At 61.7% G+C, this 20718-nt stretch carries 14 protein-coding genes and 1 CRISPR repeat array; of the genes, 8 read left to right on the top strand and 6 right to left on the bottom strand.

Annotation, left to right across the window (positions count from 1 at the left end; all coding sequences use genetic code 11):
* Positions 1-32 precede the first annotated feature (32 nt).
* Positions 33-792: a CRISPR direct-repeat array (repeat unit 36 nt; unit sequence ATTATATCCCCCCCGGTTTTTGAATCAAGGCAAAGC).
* A 251-nt stretch (positions 793-1043) separates the two neighbouring features.
* Positions 1044-2501, top strand: a complete 1458-nt coding sequence (locus tag N3J91_10365) for a PDZ domain-containing protein (protein ID MCX8156832.1) — start codon at positions 1044-1046, stop codon at positions 2499-2501.
* Positions 2502-2558: 57 nt separating this feature from the next.
* Here N3J91_10365 and N3J91_10360 read toward each other — a convergent pair whose 3' ends face one another.
* On the bottom strand, positions 2559-5915 hold the full coding sequence (locus N3J91_10360) for a hypothetical protein (protein ID MCX8156831.1): 3357 nt from the start codon (positions 5913-5915) through the stop codon (positions 2559-2561).
* 256 nt (positions 5916-6171) lie between these two features.
* Between N3J91_10360 and N3J91_10355 the strand changes: the two genes are divergently transcribed.
* From N3J91_10355 to N3J91_10335, 5 genes are all read left to right on the top strand, one after another.
* Positions 6172-6966 (top strand): 3-ketoacyl-ACP reductase, encoded by a 795-nt coding sequence (locus N3J91_10355; GenBank protein MCX8156830.1) that lies wholly within the window; start codon positions 6172-6174, stop codon positions 6964-6966.
* A gap of 24 nt (positions 6967-6990) precedes the next feature.
* Entirely contained in the window at positions 6991-8418 is a 1428-nt protein-coding gene (locus N3J91_10350; GenBank protein ID MCX8156829.1) for a glycoside hydrolase family 88 protein, read from the top strand.
* Complete coding sequence (locus tag N3J91_10345; protein ID MCX8156828.1) at positions 8415-9584, top strand: alpha/beta hydrolase-fold protein; 1170 nt, start codon at positions 8415-8417, stop codon at positions 9582-9584. The genes N3J91_10350 and N3J91_10345 overlap by 4 nt, the downstream gene beginning before the upstream one ends.
* A complete protein-coding gene (locus N3J91_10340) occupies positions 9556-10689 on the top strand; it encodes a DUF2183 domain-containing protein (GenBank protein ID MCX8156827.1) in 1134 nt (377 codons plus the stop codon). The genes N3J91_10345 and N3J91_10340 overlap by 29 nt, the downstream gene beginning before the upstream one ends.
* A gap of 74 nt (positions 10690-10763) precedes the next feature.
* Entirely contained in the window at positions 10764-11087 is a 324-nt protein-coding gene (locus tag N3J91_10335) for a YnfA family protein (GenBank protein MCX8156826.1), read from the top strand.
* 6 nt (positions 11088-11093) lie between these two features.
* On the opposite strand, the gene N3J91_10330 is transcribed toward N3J91_10335, so the two are convergent.
* The 3 genes from N3J91_10330 to N3J91_10320 are packed head-to-tail and all read right to left on the bottom strand — an operon-like array spanning position 11094 to position 14425.
* The gene (locus N3J91_10330) at positions 11094-12779 is read right to left on the bottom strand and encodes a dynamin family protein (GenBank protein MCX8156825.1); all 1686 of its coding nucleotides are present in this window, start codon (positions 12777-12779) and stop codon (positions 11094-11096) included.
* Positions 12776-13201, bottom strand: a complete 426-nt coding sequence (locus tag N3J91_10325) for a universal stress protein (protein ID MCX8156824.1) — start codon at positions 13199-13201, stop codon at positions 12776-12778. Before N3J91_10325 ends, N3J91_10330 begins: the two co-directional genes overlap by 4 nt.
* Before the next feature lie 6 nt (positions 13202-13207).
* Positions 13208-14425 (bottom strand): cation:proton antiporter, encoded by a 1218-nt coding sequence (locus tag N3J91_10320; protein ID MCX8156823.1) that lies wholly within the window; start codon positions 14423-14425, stop codon positions 13208-13210.
* Between the two features lie 529 nt (positions 14426-14954).
* Here N3J91_10320 and N3J91_10315 point away from each other — a divergent pair.
* Both N3J91_10315 and N3J91_10310 read left to right on the top strand, forming a co-directional pair.
* Complete coding sequence (locus tag N3J91_10315; GenBank protein MCX8156822.1) at positions 14955-16226, top strand: Gfo/Idh/MocA family oxidoreductase; 1272 nt, start codon at positions 14955-14957, stop codon at positions 16224-16226.
* Positions 16227-16245: 19 nt separating this feature from the next.
* A complete protein-coding gene (locus tag N3J91_10310; GenBank protein MCX8156821.1) occupies positions 16246-17889 on the top strand; it encodes a hypothetical protein in 1644 nt (547 codons plus the stop codon).
* On the opposite strand, the gene N3J91_10305 is transcribed toward N3J91_10310, so the two are convergent.
* Positions 17886-18854 carry a sigma-70 family RNA polymerase sigma factor gene (locus N3J91_10305; protein ID MCX8156820.1) on the bottom strand — a complete coding sequence of 323 codons (969 nt, stop codon included), beginning with the start codon at positions 18852-18854 and terminating at the stop codon, positions 17886-17888. The genes N3J91_10310 and N3J91_10305 overlap by 4 nt on opposite strands.
* A 386-nt stretch (positions 18855-19240) precedes the next feature.
* Complete coding sequence (locus tag N3J91_10300) at positions 19241-20704, bottom strand: hypothetical protein (protein ID MCX8156819.1); 1464 nt, start codon at positions 20702-20704, stop codon at positions 19241-19243.
* Between the last annotated feature and the right edge of the window lie 14 nt (positions 20705-20718).

The raw sequence follows: 20718 nt of genomic DNA, 5'->3' as shown, positions 1-20718 counted from the left end.
GCGATACGCGACACCGAACGCCTGCGTGAAGCATTATATCCCCCCCGGTTTTTGAATCAAGGCAAAGCCAACACCCATTGCCCATTGCGCCAGATGTAATTATATCCCCCCCGGTTTTTGAATCAAGGCAAAGCCCTGGCGATTGTTTCGTATGACGACGAGGTATTATATCCCCCCCGGTTTTTGAATCAAGGCAAAGCATACGTACGATCGAATTCATAAGAGAGCTCATTATATCCCCCCCGGTTTTTGAATCAAGGCAAAGCGCACATTGCAACCGTGAGCGTCTCGAGCGATTATATCCCCCCCGGTTTTTGAATCAAGGCAAAGCCAGGAGTTTCAACGCCGCGTGCTGGGGCCTATTATATCCCCCCCGGTTTTTGAATCAAGGCAAAGCGGCGGTCAATGAGGCCAGCCGCGGTTATCTATTATATCCCCCCCGGTTTTTGAATCAAGGCAAAGCCGGCGTGGATGAGATTCACGTCAGCGATCGATTATATCCCCCCCGGTTTTTGAATCAAGGCAAAGCCAAGCACCCATTGCCCATCACGCCAGATGTATTATATCCCCCCCGGTTTTTGAATCAAGGCAAAGCTTCATCAGGTCGCCCATTGAGAACCAAGCATTATATCCCCCCCGGTTTTTGAATCAAGGCAAAGCTATGCTTCATAGCATTGACCATGCAGGCGAATTATATCCCCCCCGGTTTTTGAATCAAGGCAAAGCGCCCGGCCCCAGGCACGCGCCCAGTATCAAATTATATCCCCCCCGGTTTTTGAATCAAGGCAAGGTATAGAATAAACTCTTCCCGCTTTCTCTTAGATCTACCAACTCATTTCCTTATTTACCCTCGCTTTTACCGCGAGTTGCCTCAGGGGCCTCCTCTGTTGGCATACGAGCCGCCCATGGTTTGCCGCCCTCTCCTTGCGGGAAAGGCTGTTGTTGGAGGAAATATTGTCTGTTTGAACATTTTGGTTTTTGGGCTAATCAAAGAGGAGTGCGGGCGGGTGCCCCCGGGCGCCGGGCCGGCGCAGACACATGACATGAAACGTTTATTTTTTATCACCGGCTGGCTTTGGCTGGTGCTGGCAGGCATGGCCGTGGCGGCGGGCAATCCCGCCCCCAGTCCCATGGATGTGGCCCGGGCACTAAATCAGGCCTTCACGGAGGTGGCGGACAAGGTCAGCGAATCGGTGGTGGTGATCAAGGTGGCCCAGCGCAACACCTTCCACGACTGGAGCGAGGGCAATCCCTTTCTGGACATGCTGCCGCGGGAGTGGCGGCGGCGCTGGGAGGAGCGGCGGGGCCAGCAAGCGCCGGCCGAGCCGCGTTTCAACGGGCAGGGCTCGGGTCTCATCATCCGTGAGGACGGGTATCTGCTGACCAATTTTCATGTGGTGGAAAATGCCGAGAAAATCCGCGCCCGGCTGCATGACGGGCGGGAGTTCGACGCCACGTTGCGGGGTGCCGATGCGCAATCGGATCTGGCGGTGTTGAAAATCGAGGCCACCGGCCTCAAGGCGGCGCGGTGGGGCGATTCCTCGGCCACCAAGGTGGGGGAATTTGCCATCGCGGTCGGCGCGCCGTTCGACCTGGAATACACCGTGACCGTGGGACACATCAGCGCCAAGGGACGCTCGCGCATCCTGCCGGATCCCTCCATGGATCAGGACTTCTTGCAGACCGATGCCAACATCAATCCCGGCAACAGCGGCGGGCCGCTGGTGAATCTGGAGGGTGAGGTCATCGGCATCAACACCATGATTGCCGGTCTGAACACCGGCATCGGCTTTGCCATTCCCTCCAACCTGGCACGCGAGGTGGCGGCGCAGCTTATTGCCCACGGCAAATACACGCGCAGTTGGCTGGGGGTGGCCATCACCTCGCTGCGGGAAGATCCCGAATACCGCAACCTGGTGAAAGGGGTCAAGGAGGGCGTGATCGTGCGGGAAATCGTGCCCGGCGGGCCGGCCGCCAAAGCCGAGCTCAGGCCGGCGGACATCATCACGGCGGTGGACGGGCGGCCGGTGACCACCTCCCAACAGTTGCGCAACGAAATTCGCGCCAAACCGGTGGGCAGAGAGGTGACCCTCGACGTGTACCGCAAAGATCGTTTCCTCAAAATCAAGGTGCGCCCGGAGGCCTGGCCGGAAGCCAACGAAGTGGCGGCGGCGCCGGGCCGGCGGCCGGCCGCCACACCGCGCGAAGCGGAAAAAGTGCTGGGGCTGACCGTGGAACCCCTCACCCCGGAGCTGGCCAGAAAATTTGCCGTGCAGGCCAAAGCGGGCGTGGTGGTAACCGCCGTGGCCGCGGACAGCCCGGCCGCAGAAAAGGAGATCAAACCAGGGGATGTCATCACCGAGGTGGATCACCAGCCGGTGCGGAGTTTGCAAGATTTCCGGGAGGCCCTGAAAAGCGCCGATTCCAGAAAAGGGGTGGTGGTGAACTTCTTGCGCGGCGGCTCCGGGCGGTTTGTGATTCTCAAAAACCGGGGTGATTAGCCTCCTTCCGCCCGGCTCAGCACGGGTGCCAGCTCTTGCGGGGGCGGGCGATGCTTATTAGGGCGCCACAATGCGATAGAAGCGCTGCGCGCCGGCGGCGTTCGTGTGGACCCACTCCTGCCAGGGGGAGGGGGCAATCAGGTCACCGGTCAGATCCGTCCAATGGCTTCCGTTCAAAGCCGTGCTGGCCTGGATGCGGTAGGCGATGCCGGCCTGTCCGCGCCAGCGCAGGCGCACGTGCTCGCCCTCCACGGCGATGAAGCGCAGGAGCGGGGCCGGACGGGTGATTTGGCCAAGCGCCACCCAGTCGCTGCGGAATTTGCGGAAATCACGTATGGGCAGAAACTTGGCCTGCTGGCCGTCGCCGTACCAGTCCATCACGCCGTTATCGCTGACCAGTTGCACCTGCGTTTCCGGCGTCCACGGGCGGGGCGGCAATTGCACAATGCCCTCGGGATTCATGCCGGCCAGGTTGGCGGTCAACTCCTGCGGCGGGTCCTGCGGCTGGCCGCTCCACAGGTAGAGTTTGAAATCGTCCGGGTACGGGCCGCGGAAATTCAAGGGTGTGCCGGCAATGATCAAATACCCCTGCTCATCCCCCTCCAGGCTGCGGATGCCGCGGCCAAACAAATCCATCTCAATCGGCGGGCCAAAGCGGGCGCTGCCGGGCGGCACATTGCTGCCGATCAACTCGGGGAAATTCAGCACCGGCACCACCAGCGCATAACAGCGGTTGGTGGGCGGCACAAGGGGCGCGCGAAAGCCCACATACACCACATTGGTGCTGCCCGGCGCCCACGCCAGCCCCTCCAGATTGAATCCTCCGGGAGATTTGGGCTCCACGCCTTCCTCCGTGCTGGCGGCCAGACCGTAATAATGCGGGCCTTTGCCGTGGCCGTTGCTGGCGTCCCACTGCACCAAGTCCAGTTTCAGGTAGTCGTACCGCCCCACATACACCAGCGAGATGTTGGTGCCGCTGCCCACCAGATCGGTGGCAAAAAGGCGCGAGCGATTGGTGCGCCCCTCGGCGATGTTGGCGTGGGAATGTGCCCCCAGCCAATAAATCCGGTTGCCCGCGCGCACCGAGGCCTCAATGTCCACCTCCCGCGGCTGGCCGCCCTCGAAATCTGTAAGCCCCAAGAAGGGCGTCATGTTGGTTTGCCAGACGGGCGGCCCGGAAAAACGCCGGGAGTAAAGCCGCAACACCTGGTTTTCATCGTCCCCCACCAGCATCCAATCCTCATCCAGGGCCAGGGCGGTCGAGGCGTCTGCCGCGCCGGAATGATAACGCGTGCCCTCCCGCTCAAAGGCTGACGCGGCATAAGGCACGGTGAGCCGCGCCCGTTGCTGGCCATCCCACACCTCAAGGGTCAAGTTGGCGTAACCCACGCCATGCGGCTCGATGCGCAACGAATAACTCCCGGGGGCTTTGAGCTGCAAACTCAGGGCGGCATTGGAAACCACCAGCGGGTTGTCACTGACGGCCGTGGCGATCAGAAGCGGGCTGTTGGTGGGGAGGACGGCAAAATCCAGCGTGGGATTGGTGGGATCACCGATGGTGCCGCACACCGGCCGGACGGGCCGGAATTGCAACGCGCCAGCATTGGCGGCCCCCGGCGTCAGCAGAGCGCCATAAGGGAAGTTGGGGCTGACGCGCGAGACATCGTACTGCAAAGACTCGGGAACCGCGCCATAAAGCTGCCCGTAAAACCAGGCCGATGCCGACGAGGGGGCGGAGTTGCCCGGCCAGCGCGTGGCCGCATCCGGGGTGCCGGCGGGCAGTTGAAGGACGGCAGGCGAATACACCACCGCGTTGGTGTTGCCGCTGAGGACGGCAACCGAGTCTAAAACCTGCGCTCCGGCAGGCTGGCCCTCGAGCAGGCCGTTGTCCCCCCGATCCCAGTCCTCCCCCGCAATGATCGGGGTTGAAGTGGACAGGAGCAGAAAAGTGGCCGTGGTGTTGGGCAACAGGCCGCCGTTGGTGGAAAAGGCCGGCAGTAATAGCTGGGCGGTTTGTGGAGGCAAGGTGTAAGGATGATTCGTAGCCCCCAAAAACAGAAAACCGTTGGCCCCCAAGCGTTGCCCGCTTAAATTGACCGCCCACACGACCCGCCCGGGGTTGTCATTGACCTGTCCCGCGAGGATGACCAACCAGACATTGCTCAGCGCGAGCGCCGGCGCCCCGGCAATTTCCACGTACTCCGCCCCGGCATCCGCGCCGGGGGGATTGATTTTCAATTCGTTCAACCAGACTCGATCATTGTCGCTGACCCGAATGAACGGCGCAGGCAGAAGCTTGTTGGTGGGGTAGGACTGCGTGTCGCCCGTCTGGATGATGGAGAGCTGAAGGTTGCCGGTATGAGCCGCGCCGCTGACCCACTCATTGTCCGGCGCGCGCGCCAGCAATGAGGCCGGCACCGTGTTGGTCATGGTTAGGGTCACCGCCGGCTGAAAAGACTGCCCTCCGTTCGCGCTCAACTCCACCCACGGAGCCGCCGAGAGCCGGAGCACCACCGGGCCGGCCGGCGTGGTGGCCAGCCCCACGGTAAAATTAAACGGCGTGGCATTGCCCTCCTCCAACTCCCATGGTCCCTCCGGTTGCACGAGCACGGCGGGCAGCGGTGCAGCGCCAAAGTTGGGGCCGCCAAGATGATTCAGGGGACGGCCAGCCATGGAAGGAGAGGTCACCTGGCTGGTATCCCCCAACACCAGCGAGAGGGGAGTGCCTTGCAGGTTGTTGGCCGCCATCCAATCCAAGGCACTTGAGCCGGTGTTGTTGCCTGTGCGAGCCACGTAGTCCGGCGTAAAAGGAACTTGCACCACCAGCCCCATCACGGCCATGGCCGCAGGGTTGCGCCGGAAATTGATGGCCCCATAGGCAATGTCGCCACTCCCGGTGTTGTCGAGGATGCCCACGGAATCCCAAATCTGCCAGCCATTGAACCACCCCGCATCCACCAGTCCATCGTTGTTGGCATCCAAATCATCGCCCAAGGCGGGGGCGCGATTGGGGGCGGTAATCAGAAAAAAAGTAACCGAGGGCAGCTCCAAATCCGTGCGGCCGTCCTCGCCCCGATGTCCCACCGTGCTGCTGCTGCCGTGCCCGAAGCCGTCGGCCGGCCCGCTCTGTTGCAACACCGTGGCGCCCGTGACCACCTGAAACTGGTTGGACTGTTGCAAAAGTACCAGGAAACCGTTCTGGCCAAAGGCACGCCCGGACAAATTAAAGAGGTTTTGAATGACGCCCGGATTGCCATTGGCATCCCCTTCCACCGCCAGCAAAAAAGTCCCCGGCGGCATGACTTCATTGGGGTTGCCGCGTAGCTCGATGTACTGGTGGACGCGCGTGTCGCCACCCGGGGGACGCAGCAGAATCTCGCTTATATAGGGAGCGGCCCCGGCCGGGAGGACCATCCACCCTCCAGCCCATAGCGCGAGCCACAACCAAGCCCTGCTCCAACATTTTGTGAGCATCCCTCTTTAATTTCGCTGATTTTGGCGGAAATGTCCACTGCGGGCCGCTTGCCGGGCTGCAGGACCGGGTAAGCCGCAAAGCGCCTGGCCGTGTCGGGTGCCTTCCACGGCCCTCACCCTGCCCCTTGGGGCGTCACACGCGTCAGCCTTTGCTTTGTCCATTGCCAGCAGGCCACGGCCTCTTTAACATGCGCCCATGCAATCCGTGGCCTTGATCACCGGCGCCTCCCGCGGCATCGGGCGAGGCATTGCGCTGGAACTGGCAAAGTTGGGGTGGAGCTTGGTCATCAACTACGCCGGGAATCGTGCCGCAGCAGAAGCCACGGCGGCCGATTGCCTCGCCGCCGCCCGCGATGCCGGGAAGGCCATTCGCGCTGAACCATGCCAGGCCGACATTGCCGAAACCTCCGATCGCACCCGGCTGCTGGATTTCACCCGCCAGGTCTTTGGCCGGCTGGATTTGCTGGTGAACAATGCCGGCGTGGCTCCCCAGGTGCGGGCGGACCTGTTGGAGGCTACCGAGGAAAGTTTTGACCGGCTCATGCGCATCAATCTTAAGGGCCCCTATTTTCTCACGCAACAGGCCGCGCGCTGGATGATTGAGCAGGCCGCCCAAACGCCGCCCGGTCAGCCGCGGCCCAAGATTGTCACCATCACTTCCATCAGCGCCTACACGGCCAGCGTGAACCGCGGAGATTATTGTCTGGCCAAAGCGGCGCTGGCCATGCTCACGCCCCTCTTCGCCGCCCGCCTGGCCGGGCACGGCATCCAGGTGTTTGAAATCCGGCCCGGCATCATCGCCACGGACATGACCGGCCCGGTCAAAGAGAAGTATGACCGACTGATCGCCGAAGGCCTGACCCCCATCGCCCGGTGGGGAACTCCCGAGGATGTGGGCAAGGCGGTGGCCGCCATCGCCCAGGGGCTGTTTCCCTTCAGCACCGGCGAGGTCCTCAATGTGGATGGCGGTTTTCACTTGCGGCGGCTTTAAGTTGGGCCACACTCGGGGCGCCTTATGGCTCTGCGCATCCAAACCCAACTCACCGCCCAACAATTGATGGGACCCGTGCGGCGGTTGTTTGAGCTGTCCGCGCCCAAAATCCTGGGCCTGGAAAAAGAGTGGAATCCCGCCCGGGGCGCGCCCGTGTTCACTGTGCAGGGACGCTATACCACGCGCGGCTGGACGGAGTGGACGCAGGGATTTCAATACGGCTCAGCCCTGTTGCAGTTTGACGCCACGGGGGAGGAGGAATTCCTGCGCCTGGCCCAGAAACAAATTGTGGAGGTGATGGCGCCGCACCTCTCGCATGTCGGCGTGCACGACCACGGCTTCAACAACCTCTCCACTTACGGCAACCTGCGCCGCCTGATGGCCGAGGGACGCATCCCGCACAATGCCTGGCAGGCGGACTTTGCCGAGCTGGCCCTCAAGGTGTCCGGCGCCGTGCAGGCGGCGCGCTGGACGAGCACTGCGGATGGCGGCGGCTTCATCCATTCCTTCAACGGCCCGCACTCGCTCTTCGTGGACACCATCCGCTCGCTGCGCTCGCTGGCCGTGGCGCATCAATTGGGTCACCTGCTCATGGGCGAACAAGAGGCGCGGATCTCCTTGTTGGAGCGGCTCGTACGCCACGCCGAAGCCACGGCCCGCTATTCCGTCTATCATGGCCGCGGCCGCGATGCCTACGATGTGCGCGGGCGCGTGGCGCATGAGTGCATTTTCAATCCGCGCAACGGCGTCTTCCGCTGCCCCAACTCCCAGCAAGGGTATTCGCCCTTCAGCACCTGGACGCGGGGCCTCGCGTGGGCGCTGCTGGGTTTTGCAGAGGAACTGGAATTCCTGGACACCGTGGAGGACCTGCCGTTGAAGCCTCTCGGCGGCCGGGAGAAAATCGTCTCCCTGTGGCTGGAATCGGCGGTGGACACCGCAGATTTCTACCTTGAGAACTCCTGCACGGATGGCATTCCCTTGTGGGACACCGGCGCCCCCCATGCCCACCGGCTCGGCGATTACCTGAACCGTGCCGCCGATCCTTATAATCCGTGGGAGCCGGTGGACAGCAGCGCCGCCGCCATTGCCGCCCAGGGATTGATTCGGTTGGGAAATTACTTGTGCCATCATGGCCAACCCAAAAATGGCGATCGCTACCGGCAGGCGGGTCTGACAGTGGCGCAAACGTTGTTCCAGGAGCCTTATCTGTCCACCCAGCCCAATCATCAAGGCCTGCTTTTGCATTCCGTGTACCATCGGCCCAACGGCTGGGATTACATCGCCCCCGGCCAGAAAGTGCCCAACGGCGAAAGCTCGATGTGGGGGGATTATCACGCCCGCGAACTGGCCCTGCTCATCTGGCGCGAGGCTCGCGGCGGACCCTACCTCACCTTTTTTGCCGGCCTGGGGACTCCCTTGTCGCTCAAACCCAAGAAAACCCGCAAATCATGAAGCCATCTGGCACCCGCTACCTTCTTCTGCAACTGGCCGCCAGCCTGTGCTTGGTGGCCGGTAGTATTTCCGCCGGGACAGCCGAGGCGCCTCCCGGCCGGCCGGCCCCCAGCAATGTGCCCGGCCGGGATTATCCGCGCATCTTGCCGGATTTGCGCATCGTTTTTCGCCTCAAGGCACCGCAGGCCAGGGAAGTCCAGGTCGCCCCCAAAGGCAAAGACAATGGCCTGGGGCCGGAACCGTACACCATGAAAAAGGACTCCAACGGCGTTTGGGAGGTCACCACCCCACCGGTGCGCCCCGGTTTTCATTATTATGAGCTGGTGGTGGACGGCTTGCGCATCAACGATCCCAACAGCGAGACGTACTTTGGCTGGGGCCAGCCCACCAGCGGGTTGGAGGTGCCGGATCCGCAACTGGATTTCTACCAGGCGAGGGACGTGCCCCACGGCGAGGTGCGGGCGTTCTTTTATCACAGCAAAATTACCGGCCTCCTGCGCCGCGCCTTTGTCTATACCCCGCCGGCCTATGAGCGCATGACCAGCCGCCGCTTCCCCGTGCTTTACCTGCAACATGGCGCCGGCGAAAGCGAGCGCGCCTGGAGTGTCCAGGGCCGCGTCAATTTCATCCTGGACAACCTCATTGCCGCCCAAAAGGCCAAACCCATGATCGTGGTGATGGACAATGGTTACGCCCGTCCCGCCGGCGCCACCAATGCCCCCGGCAGCCGGGGCACCGAGGCCTTCGGGGCGGTGTTGCTGCGCGAGCTTATCCCGCTCATTGATGTCAATTACCGCACCCTCGCCGATCGGCGCCATCGGGCCATTGCCGGCTTGTCCATGGGCGCCGGCCAGGCCCTGCAGGTGGGGTTGTCCAATCTGGACACCTTTGCCTGGATTGGCGCCTTCAGCGGGGGCTTCCGCGACTTCAAACCGGCCGAATCCTACGGCGGCATCTTCACCGATGCGCCGCGCCTGAACAACCGCCTGCGGCTGCTCTGGCTGAGCATGGGTCAGGCGGACGCCGGCTATGAGGAAATGAAAACGGCGCATCTGGTCATCGAACGCGCCAACATCCGGCATGTCTGGTTTGAAACCAGCGATGCACACGAATGGCAGGCCTGGCGCAAACATTTTTATGAATTCGCCCAGCGCCTTTTCCAGTAAGGCGAATACCGCAGGGTGGGGGTTGGCCCTTTGGCTTGGCCTGGGGCTGAGTCTGTGGGGGGCAGGCGATTCGCCGGACCTCCCCCCACCCCTCAAGGCCGATGAAGTGGTGCGGCTGCAACCCACAGCCGCCCATTTGGCCACCAATGCCGAAGGCGCCATTTTCTGGGAGGCCCCCCTGACCGTCCACGTCTTTGAGCCGGAGCCGCGCGAATTGATGGTGGGACTGTTTCTGCGCACCCTGGGCATTACCGAGGAGGCCTATTCCCCTGAGCAGCGGCGGCTGGCGGCTGAACGCGCGCGCGGTTTCCTGGTGGATCACCAGCGCGGCAAAAAGGTGCGCCTTCTGCTCGCCGGCCAGAAAGCCGACCTCGGCCCCACCAGCAGCGAAGGACTGGCCACCGCCTGGATTCGATGGCCGGTGGGCAACCAGGAGACGGTGGTTCTGCCGGTCATGGTGGATACCAACTTCACCGCCGGCCGCAGTTTCACCGGTATGGTCCATCTGGTGAACGCCCGAGGGTGGACGGTCATCAGCGACATTGATGATACCATCCGGGACTCGCAGGTGCTGGACCGGCATGCCCTCATGCAAAACACCTTCTGCAAGCCGTTCGTGCCCGTGCCCGGCATGGCGGCGTTGTACCGGCAATGGCAGACTGATCTGGGTTGTGTCTTCTTTTACGTCAGCGGCAGCTCGTGGGCCCTGTATGATCCTCTGCGGGACTTCGTGCGCGCCAACCAATTCCCGGAGGGCGTGTTTGAGCTGCGCCGCGTCTATGGGGACACCTCGGCTTTGCAACTGCTTCGCACCCCGCAAAACTACAAACTCAACACCATCAGCACCATCCTCGAGCGCTGGCCGCACCGCCGGTACATCCTGGTGGGAGATACAGGTGAACGGGATCCGGAAGTCTATGGCCTTCTGGCCCGCCAATATCCGGCCCAGGTGCGCTATATCTTCCTGCGTGATGTCACCAACCAGCCACGCGAGCACGAGCGCTACCGTAAAGCCCTCGAGGGAGTGCCCCCCCAGCGCTGGTTCCTGTTCAAAGACCCGGCTGCCCTCCCGCACCCGAAAACGCTGGCGGAGACAGACCCCTGATCTTTCCTGCCGTCTCAGCACGTTCGCTTATCTGCTCGCCTCCTTTAAGCCGGGCTTTTATAACGGCGCCCGTGCTGAAAGCGTTCCTCTTATTTACCGTGACGGCGGCAGCGGAAATCTTCGGCTGCTATGCCGTGTATCTCTGGCTGCGCCTGCAGCGGCCGGCGTGGTGGCTGGTGCCGGGCGCTTTGTCCCTGGCCTTGTTTGCATGGCTGCTCACCCTGCACCCGCAAACCGGTGCCGGCAGGGTGTATGCCGCCTATGGGGGCGTCTATATTGCGGCTTCCCTGGCGTGGCTGTGGGCGGTGGAAGGCCTTAAACCCGATCAATGGGACGTGCTGGGGGCCGTGATTTGCCTGGTCGGCACCGCCGTAATTCTGTTTGGCCCCCGGGGATGATGTGCTTCAGACCGGCCTGCCACCTTCCAGGCGCTTCATCTGCTCGCGCAAACGGGGCACGGCGGAAGCCGTTTGTGCGGCCATTTGCGACAACGCCAGCAACTCATTCCACGCGGCCGCCTCCGCCTCCCGGCAACTGACTTCAATAGCCGCGCCCACCCGTTCACTCCAATCGGCCGCCAGCCGGGACAGGTTTTTTTCCACCTCGTAACGCGCCTTGCGCAACAGCACGCGCTCCAATGGCCGACGGCAGAGAAAACCGGGCAGGAGATAGATCACGGCGCTGAAGGCAGGATCAAAGGGATAACTCACATCCAGCGGGGGAGCGTCAGGTTCTTTGAGTATAGGTTGATATTCCCAGGGCGGCAGGCTTAATCCCAGGGCGCTTTGCACATGGCCGGCCAGCCGGTCATGAAATGCCCGCACAGTGCGCGTCAGATGCTCCTGGACTCGATGCAGGGGCTGGCAAAACAACGGCCGTTGCGTTTGCGAAATTTGGGCCAGCTCCCGGGCCAGATACTCCTGCACTTTTTCGCGCCACAAGTCCAGAAGCACCGGCAACCGGCAGCGCCTGCGCCCAAACTGCTCCTCCAGCTCACCCGCCAGCCGCTCCTGCAAATCCCGCTGCACCGCCTGCAACTGACCCAGGGACTGCTCCAGCGCCTGAGCCTTCCATTGGCGCGCCAGCACAAACAACTCATCGCGCAACAGCCCGAACCGCTGGCGCTCCTCCAGCAGCCGGGCCGCCAAACACTCGCGCGCCGTCTCGGCCTGCGTGGCTGCCGCCAGTGCCACCCGCAAGTAACCCAGCATCTGCTGGCGCAACGAGGCTAATTTATGCCGGGCTATCTGGCCCCGCGCCCCTTCCGCATCCTGCGCCAGCGGCAGGAGAAATTCACGCAGCAGCGGCTCACGCCACTCTGCGCCGCCCGATTTCACCGAATACATAAACACCGGCAGCCCGGCCCATTCCTGCTGGTGAAGCTGTGTGTGAACGTACCGCAAGACCTGCGCCTGCTGGGGTGCATTGAGCAAATCCGCTTTGGTGATCAAAAGCGCCATGCGGGGCGTATGCTGCCGCAATTCCCGCAACAGGGCCATGTCGCGTTCGGAGAGCGGCGCATCGGCGCTGATGGCCACCAGGCTGGCCCCCACGCGCGGCAGCCAATCCAGCGTGACCGTGGTGTTGTGCTGCAAGGCACTGTCCAAACCGGGGGTGTCCACAAAACTCAAAGGCGCAAAGGGCCGCATTTCCGGCAACACCACCTCAACCGCGGCAACCCGCTTCTGATTGCGCGGATTCTCCTGCTCGTCCACAAAGTGGCGAATTTCCGCCACGGCAATCTCCAGCACCCGGCCATCCTGGAAACGCACCCGGGCCAGCTCGCGCTCTCCATAAACGAGCCGCGTGATGACCGCCGTCAGCGGCACCGCGCTGATGGGCAGCACCGCCCGCCCCAGAAGATGATTCAAAAAGGAGCTTTTGCCCGCCTTGAAGCGCCCCAGTACCGCCACCTCCACCCCCGCCGGGGCGGAGAGCAAATCCTCGCAAGCCGCCAGTGCCGGGTGCAGCGCCTCAAGCTGCCACTCCCGCGCCAGTTGCGCCAGGGCGGCCAGCAGCTCACTGTCCGCCGTGCCCCGCGAAGGAGGCAACGTGGGCACGGCCTCGGCCAATGCCGGCATCGTCCTCATGACTTCACGATCAGCACACTGCAATGAGCGTGGTCACTGATGCGGTCGGCCGTGTCCCCCAACAACCGCCCCCACAGCTCGGAATGGTCGCTGTGCCCCACCACGATCAGGTCATACTGGCCCTCGGCGGCGTATTTGACGATCGTCTTGGCCGGATGCCCCCGGCGCGTGACACATTCAATGTGGATGCCATGCTCCGTCGCCACGGCGGCCACTTCTTTTTGCAGGCTCGCGAAGTAGTCATCCGCAGCTTCGGCTTCGCTCTCCGGTTCCCCGGGCAGGTCGGTGTAGCGGGGCAGCGGTTCCTGCACCCACAACACCGTCAGGTGGGCATTGTATTCCCTGGCCATCACTGCCGCGCGCCGCAAGGCCAACTGGCCGCCCTTTGAGCCATCGTAACCCACGAGTATTTTCTTGAACATAGGCCCTCACTTTCCGCCGTCGGCTGGCGTGGTGCGCTCGTGTGCACCCATGCGCCGCTGATAGAGCCGGCCCCAGGCCGTCATGGTCCTCACCGAAGGTTGAAACCACTTTTGCGCCATCAGCGTGGGCACAAAGGCGCTCAGAATCACCACCGTCACCAGCACGGAATACTGTTCTTGATTGATGATCTTGTTTTGCAGTCCGAAAAGCGCCGAGATGGTGCCGAACGTCAGGCCGGTGGACATCAACAGTGCGGTGTAACTGGCCTCCCGCGGGCGCATGAAGAAATACCGGGAAAGCGGCCAGACCCCCACGATTTTAGTCGCCATTTTCATCAGCAGCAGCACCACGATCAACCCCGCTGCCGCCTTCAAAGCGGGCAGGGACACAAACAAACCGGCCTTGATGAAGTAAAACGGCGTGAAAATGGCAAACGCAATGCTGCGCATGCGATGCACCAGCGTTTTGTCCCGCAAAAACACCCCCGCCACCACCAGCCCCAGCAGGTAGGCCGGCAATACCGCCTCGCTTTTGGCCGAGGACGCCAGCCCGCCCAGAAAAAACAAAACCAGAAAGATGAACTTGACCTCCGGCTCGCTCACCCGGGTGGCCCCCAACCGGCTGATGAGATATTGCGTCCACTTCGGCATGAGCCACAGCATGACGGACGTCACCCCGACAAAAACCACCAGCCAGAGGTTGAAATCAGCAAAGAGAATGCCCAGCGCCAGCACCGTGCCGAAGTCGGTGATAAAACACGCCGCCAGCAGCATTTTGCCCATCGCCGTGCCGCTCAACCCGCCTTCAATCATCACGGCATAAACCACCGCCACCGAAGTGGTGGAGAGAGCAATGCCGGCAATCTGGGCCTGCTGCGTTGGCCAGTGCATGACATACTGGCAGAAAAACCACACCCCCAGAAACGGCAGCAGAAATGACAGCACCCCAATGCTCAGGCTGGCCCGCAGGTTGGCCCGCAGAGAACTGGGATCAATCTCGGCGCCCGCCAGAAAAGTCAGCACGCCGCTGCCCAGCATGGCCAGGAAGTTGGTCCATTCTGTGGTATGCAAAAATGGGGCCTCCCCCGCCGGATGCAGGTTGCCCACCAATACACCCATGAGAATCTCAATCAAGGCCACAGAAATGCCCAGCCGGATGGAAATGAGGCTGGCCAGCAGGGCAAGGCCCATCCAAAAAGCCGCGGTGAACCAGATGTTATCCATGGCGATCTAATGAAGTTTGGGCGCAAAACACATCGCAACAAAAGGCCCGCGGCCCGGCCAAAACAGCCGACTTTTCCGGAAATACCGTGAAGTCAAGAGAAGAGAGGAACCGCCTTGCCGGCGATCGCGCTGAGCCTGGACTGCCCCTGCTTTTCATAAACTGCCTACCGATATCACAGCTTTAACCGGTAGGAGTTATCAGCGCTGAAAACCCGTCAGCACAGTTCTCTGGGCGGCCCAGATGGCAAACCCCATTGCCAAGGCTACAATACCCCAATTCTCCCCAACTGCAATAGTGTAATAGGTTGCCCCGCCAACGGCCTTCCCTGCTTCCTGGAAGGCTCTCGCACCATATCCACGCAAAATCCTGCCCCCATCATTGCAGCCAGTTGGCTTGTTCTGCAGACGTTTTTTCCTCTGCATGATTGTATTGCCCGCCCTGCCCGGCCTGAATTACACTGCCGCCCGGTTACCCGTGTACCCAAGCCGACATGGCAAAGTCCTCCTGGACCCTGACCATACCATGGTTATGAACAACACCTTGTCCCTCAGTCGCCGCCGCTTCCTGCGCAATGCCAGCCTGGCGGCCGCCACCCTGACTTGTCCCGGCATGCTGGCAGCCCCCGGCCGCAGCCAGGCCGTCCGGGTGGGCTGCATTGGCATCGGCACCCGGGGCGGTGATTTGTTGAATGTGCTTGCCGGGATGAACGATGTCCAGGTCACAGCCGTATGCGATGTTTATGGCCCGCACCGGCAAAAGGGCTTGGAACGCTGCAACAACCCCAAGGCCAGGGCCTACGTGGATTATCGCGAGTTGCTGGCCGACAAGGAGGTGGATGCAGTGGTCATTGCCACGCCCGATCACTGGCATTGCCAGATGGTGTTGGACGCCGTAAAAGCCGGCAAAGATATTTACTGCGAAAAAGGTTTCTCGCGCACGCTGGCCGAAGCCAAGCTGATGCGTGCCGCCTTGCAAAAGAGCGGGGTGGTTTTTCAACTTGGCCATCAGGCCCGGCAGGCCACCTGCGCGCTTCAGGCCAAAGAATGGATTGCCCAAGGCCTCCTTGGTCCGGTGTCCCTGGTGCGGACGGGACGCTTCAAGGCCTCCGATCCGGCCCATCCCAACTGGCGATGGTACGGCTATTACGAAAAGTGGGATCGTCCCGATCCCGCCATGGTCCAAAAAGAAGTCCACTGGGATTTATGGCTCGGCCCGGCGCCCAAAATCCCCTGGAATGAGCGTCACTTCTGGCATTGGCGCTGTTACTACGCTTACGGCACCGGTTACGCCGGCGATTTGTTGTCTCATGAACTGGACTTTGTGCAATACCTCCTGGGCCACGGCATCCCGGACACCTGCGCCTGCGCGGGGCTTAACGCCATGTTGCATGATGACCGTGAAGTGCCCGACACCTGGGTGGCCACTTATCAATTCGAGAAACTGCGGCGCACCGTCACCTTTACCGGCAGCATGGTGGCCACCGCCAGCCAGCCGGTGGAAATCTGTGGGCGCGATGCCACCCTGCGCTTTGACGGCATTGCACATGACGTGACCACCTTTGAAATTCAACGGGCGCGCCACAATAAACGCACTGATTTGCCGGCCGGTTATGAGCGGGGCAAAACCCCCGCCCAGCCCCATCATCTGCTGGATTGGATTCAGTGCATTCGTACCCGCGGCACGCCGAAGTGCTCCACCGACGAGGCCTTCATCGAGGCCGCCACCAGTCTTATGTCCCTGGTATCCGCCCAGGAGCGGCGTATGGTGCGCTGGGACCCGGTGAAAGAAGAAATCATTTAACCCATTCTCCCATCAAACCATGTTTCGCAGCACGCTTCCCATTCTGATGCTGGCGGCAGCCGGCCTGGCCGGAGCGGCCCCCGCCCCGGTGCCCACCAATGCCCCCGGCCAAATCAAGGTCCTCTCTGAAGGATTGCACGGGTACATTGGCTTTCATCATGACCCGCCGCCAGCCGAAGGCCGCTACACCGCCGGCATGGGGTTTTATGTGGCCGTGTGGCCGTTGATTGACCAGCCGCTGGCCAATTTCCAGATTGGCCTGCCCAGCTCGTGGGTCATGCCGGACAACTCCGACAACAAGGATCGTCCCCTCGCCCCGGAAGGCACCCTTGCGCGCCAGTGGAAGGCCCGCGGCCCCACATGGAGCAGTGTGTTTCAGACGCTTGAGGGCGGCGTGGGCTACTGGGCACGCAATCATTTTCGCTATGGCCCGCCCAAATTCAGCCTTAATGCCACTCCACAATGTTATGATTACGAAATCGGCTCGCCCGGCTGGTCCTTTTTCTACAGCAATGAGGCCCTGCCCGATGACCGGCTGGGCGTTGCCCAGCTCAGCAACCGCCTGCTGATTCCGCCCGACGGCCTGACTTTTGCCGACAACCCCAACGGCGATTTTTTGGGTTATACCTGGATGGCCCTGCCCTTTACGGACCCCACCGAGGGCGACCCCCCCACCGGGGACCAAAGTTGGACCTGTTTCCTCAGCGCGGCCAATTTCAAAGGCCCCCTGGCTTATTATATCCCCGAAACTTGGAGCAAGATTGGCAAGCTCTTCAACTACCCCTTCCTCTATGGGCGCGGGCTGGACGCCCGCCCCGGCATCATGGGCGGCGGCGCGATGGAAATCAACACCGTCCCCCGCCTGGAAAGCTCGGATGCCCAGGGCCAGCGCTACGTCAAAATCCCCAAGCTCCAATTTCCCGTGGATCAGGAAGGCCGCGCCTGGCTGGTGCAGGAGGTCACTTACTACTCCAAAGGGGCCTTGTACGAGGCCTTCAAACGCTGGCGGGACGGCGGGCCGGTGTGTCCGGGACGTTTTGACCCCGCCCACGCCTGGAAACCCAAATTGAACACCCGCACCACCCGCTTCTCCCAGGCCGGCAAACCCCTCAAAGGGGTGGAAACCGTTTTCGATACCCGCATCTTCGAGGGTAACATTTGGGGCCTGCAGTGGTTTACCAATGCCCCCTATCCGGCCGGTCTTTTTCCCCAATACTCCAAATCGGTGGGCAACGAGCAGGTCGTGATTGCGCCCGCAGAGGTGCCGCCGGAAACCCGCCTGGCGGCCGCCAGTTTCCCGCTCGCCCGGCCCGGCGCGCCTTACACCTCACCCGGCAAGGGGGCATGGGCCAAACCCGGCCCCACCCGTGGCCCCTTCACCACCCAACTGCTGGATGGCTCGGTCGTCACCTACTATTGGTATCGTTTTGTGGATCAGCCCTCGTTCCAGCAATATTCCTGGAGCGAGGAGAAAAAGGCCAAACTCCAGGCTTTTGTGGAAAAAATCCATCAGCACTGGACCCCCGACCGCGATTACATGGCCCCGCCTGCCCGCGGCAAACTGGTCAAACTGGACCCCGGCCTGTGGGTGACCCCGCCGCCAGGTCTTGAGCGCGGTTACGTGCCGATTGTCACCCACCAGGCCGCCCGCAAAGGCTCTTAGTTGCTCTCCAGTTTTTCAATCATGCGCCGGAGTTTGCGCAGGGCAATGTTCTGAATCTGGCGGATGCGCTCGCGGGTCACGTGGAATTTCTCCCCCACCTCCTCCAGGGTGCGCTCCGGGCCGCCATCCAAACCAAAGCGATAGCTCAAGATCTCCGCTTCGCGGGGTTCCAAGCTTTTCATCAATTCCCGCAGCATGTCGCGCACCGTTTCGTCCTCCAGACGGTCATAAGGCGTGCTGGCCTGCTCATCGGCGATCAACTCCGAATACGAGTTGTTGTCGTCGTCCCCAATCGGCGCATCCAGCGAGGCCGGGCGAATGCCGGCCGTGCGCATCAAGGCCACGCGCGAGGGGGAAAGTCCCATCTCCTCGGCCAGCTCCTCATCCGTCGGCTCCCTGCCCAGCTCCTCCTGCAGTTGCATGGCCACGCGGCGCATGCGGGCGATTTTGTCCACCAGATGCACCGGCAGACGAATGGTTTTGGCCTGGTTGGCCAGGGCGCGTTTGATTGCCTGCTTGATCCACCAGGCCGCATAGGTGGAGAGCTTGCCCCCTTTGGCCGGGTCAAACCGCTCCACCGCCTTCATCAGGCCAATGTTGCCCTCACTGATCAAATCCAGCAGGGGCAGGCCGTAATTCTCATAATCATGGGCGATCTTCACCACCAGCCGCAGGTTGGCCTTGATCATTTGTTCCCGCGCTTTCTTGTCGCCTTTCTTGATGCGGGCGGCCAGTTCAATTTCCTGCTCGGGAGTCAACAACGGCACCTCGCCAATCTCTTTGAGATATAGCTTGATGGCACTCTCCCCATCCCACGCCTCATTTTCCCTTTCCTCCCAACTCACCTCGGGTTCCCGTGCCACCTGCGGCGGGGGCGGCGGTGGAGTGGCCGGCGGCGCACTCGAAGGCGCTGGCTCCCCCACGGGCTTCTGTTTTTCCTTGGGTTCACCTTTGGCAGTTTTCATGGGTGCCGGCTTTTTCGCCGCCGACTTATTCCGGCGGACAACTTTTTTCTGGGATATTTTTTGCTTAAGCATATGGCGTATTGTCCTTCCTAGCATTTTTCATGCCTGAAAGCCTGGGCAGACCCACAAGCGACGCAGCCCGGACTGCCCCCGCACCCCAAGCTGGCTTGGTTTACGGCCCACCCATGACCTGTTTGTTTCACATTACTCATTATAGGGGTTTAAGATTTTTTTTATCAAAAAAAGTTGTGCAGTGAAAATTTTCTTACCGAAAATGTTTTGGGAGGTATTAGAACAACCTAGGCCACGCCTGCTTGTGTGTCATCTTGGCGCAGGTTAAGCGAATCATGGCACCCAGCTTCCCGTCTCCCCTTCAGCATGGCCCGCTATGGGCGCCCTGAAGAAATCCTGCCGGCGCCGTTGAAGCGGGCCAGCAATTCTCGGGCTTGTTTTTGGCACCGCGGGTGACTGCCCTGCCGGGCCATATCCTCCAGCGCTTGCAGGGCTTTGGCATCTTTGCCCTGCTCCAAGGCGTATCTGGCCCACATGAGAATGAAGCCGCAATTGTCCGGCTCTAGTTGGGCGGCGGTCTGAAGATGCCGAATGGCGGCCGCCGGGTTCTCCCCTTGGACTGACTCCAAAAAGCCCAGGCGATTGTGGGCGACGGCGCAGTTGGGTTGCAGGGTAATGGCTTGGCGCAAGGGGGTGCGGATCAGGCGGGCCTGCTCCTCTGGCATGCGCAACAGAACGCCATTAGGTTGCAGGGCCTGCTCCAGGCGGAGGCGGCCCAAATGGTAATGGACACTGTAGTTGCGGGAGCCGGCCCGCACCGCGCGCTCCAGGTGAGCCAGGGCTTCCTTGGGTTGGTTACGCTCGGCGGCCAGCAACCCCAAGCCCTCGGCCCCATAGGGGCCCGCAGGTTGCAAACGTCCGGCCAGCTCAAACCAGGCTTGGGCATCCTCGGAGCGGCGCACATGAATCAACAGCCAACCCAACTGAAAGGCCATTTCCGCAGGAGGCACCGGGCGGGTCCACACCGAGGTCATGGCATTGGTCCGGCCGCGAATGGGCAGTCTCATGGGTTCAAACTGGCCGCGCTCATAGTACTGCCTCAATTGCGCCTCCAACTGGGCCAAGGTGACCTTGAAGACGTTGGTCACCGCCGATACTGCCGGCTCGCCGGCACGCAGGGCCTCGGTAAATTGCCGGAAGCGAGCCCGGTGCGCCGGATTATCTCCCAAGGCAAGGTAATGAGCCAGGAGCCAGGATTGTGCGTAAAAGATGCCCTGATGCTCCTGCTCGTTATATTGGGGCGACTCGTGATTCACCTCCAGCAGCTCCCGCAACGGCATGAACGACTGCCGGGCTAGGATGCGCAGCCGACGCGCCGAAGGTTTGCCAATGAGCACTTCTTTATCTGTCACCTCAAATGTGGAATAGACATCGGCCATGCCCTCCTCCAGCCATAGTGGCCAGAACAGCGAATTGCGCCGCAGCAGCAGATGGGTGTACTCGTGAAATATGGTCTGCAGGCTTTCGCCCTGCAAATGGGCGGCATCCAAAGCCATCCAGTTGGCTTCCATGGCCCGGGTAAAGTAGCCACTGACCGCCTTGGGCCTGCCCTCGTAGAGCGGTTTGAAAGGCGTGAATTCGCGATCATTGCGAAAAACGTACAAAAAGATGGGCGAAGCCGCCGTGGCCTCGGCCCCGGCCAAGGCCCCATAATGATGACGAAACAGCTCGATGCGACCCACGACGGCCATCAGCTCCTGCGTGGATAGATTGGAAAAAGCGCGGAGGAAGGGCGTCCGCATTTCAATCCAACCCTGCGGCGGGGCGGGTGCCGCCATCAACCCAGTCGAAA

This window comes from Verrucomicrobiia bacterium, from assembly GCA_026414565.1.
Taxonomy (GTDB): Bacteria; Verrucomicrobiota; Verrucomicrobiia; order Limisphaerales; family Fontisphaeraceae; genus Fontisphaera.
Note: the sequence above shows the minus strand (reverse complement) of the source record. Positions and strands in the feature narration are given on the sequence as shown.

Excerpts from the sequence above, each read along its gene's own strand:
- N3J91_10360 (MCX8156831.1), bottom strand. The coding sequence starts at position 5,915 with ATGGTCCTCCCGGCCGGGGCCGCTCCCTATATAAGCGAGATTCTGCTG.
- N3J91_10330 (MCX8156825.1), bottom strand. The coding sequence starts at position 12,779 with ATGAGGACGATGCCGGCATTGGCCGAGGCCGTGCCCACGTTGCCTCCT.
- N3J91_10320 (MCX8156823.1), bottom strand. The coding sequence starts at position 14,425 with ATGGATAACATCTGGTTCACCGCGGCTTTTTGGATGGGCCTTGCCCTG.
- N3J91_10365 (MCX8156832.1), top strand. The coding sequence starts at position 1,044 with ATGAAACGTTTATTTTTTATCACCGGCTGGCTTTGGCTGGTGCTGGCA.
- N3J91_10310 (MCX8156821.1), top strand. The coding sequence starts at position 16,246 with ATGTTTCGCAGCACGCTTCCCATTCTGATGCTGGCGGCAGCCGGCCTG.
- N3J91_10340 (MCX8156827.1), top strand. The coding sequence starts at position 9,556 with ATGAATTCGCCCAGCGCCTTTTCCAGTAAGGCGAATACCGCAGGGTGG.
- N3J91_10350 (MCX8156829.1), top strand. The coding sequence starts at position 6,991 with ATGGCTCTGCGCATCCAAACCCAACTCACCGCCCAACAATTGATGGGA.
- N3J91_10305 (MCX8156820.1), bottom strand. The coding sequence starts at position 18,854 with ATGAAAACTGCCAAAGGTGAACCCAAGGAAAAACAGAAGCCCGTGGGG.
- N3J91_10315 (MCX8156822.1), top strand. The coding sequence starts at position 14,955 with ATGAACAACACCTTGTCCCTCAGTCGCCGCCGCTTCCTGCGCAATGCC.
- N3J91_10355 (MCX8156830.1), top strand. The coding sequence starts at position 6,172 with ATGCAATCCGTGGCCTTGATCACCGGCGCCTCCCGCGGCATCGGGCGA.
- N3J91_10325 (MCX8156824.1), bottom strand. The coding sequence starts at position 13,201 with ATGTTCAAGAAAATACTCGTGGGTTACGATGGCTCAAAGGGCGGCCAG.
- N3J91_10345 (MCX8156828.1), top strand. The coding sequence starts at position 8,415 with ATGAAGCCATCTGGCACCCGCTACCTTCTTCTGCAACTGGCCGCCAGC.
- N3J91_10300 (MCX8156819.1), bottom strand. The coding sequence starts at position 20,704 with ATGGCGGCACCCGCCCCGCCGCAGGGTTGGATTGAAATGCGGACGCCC.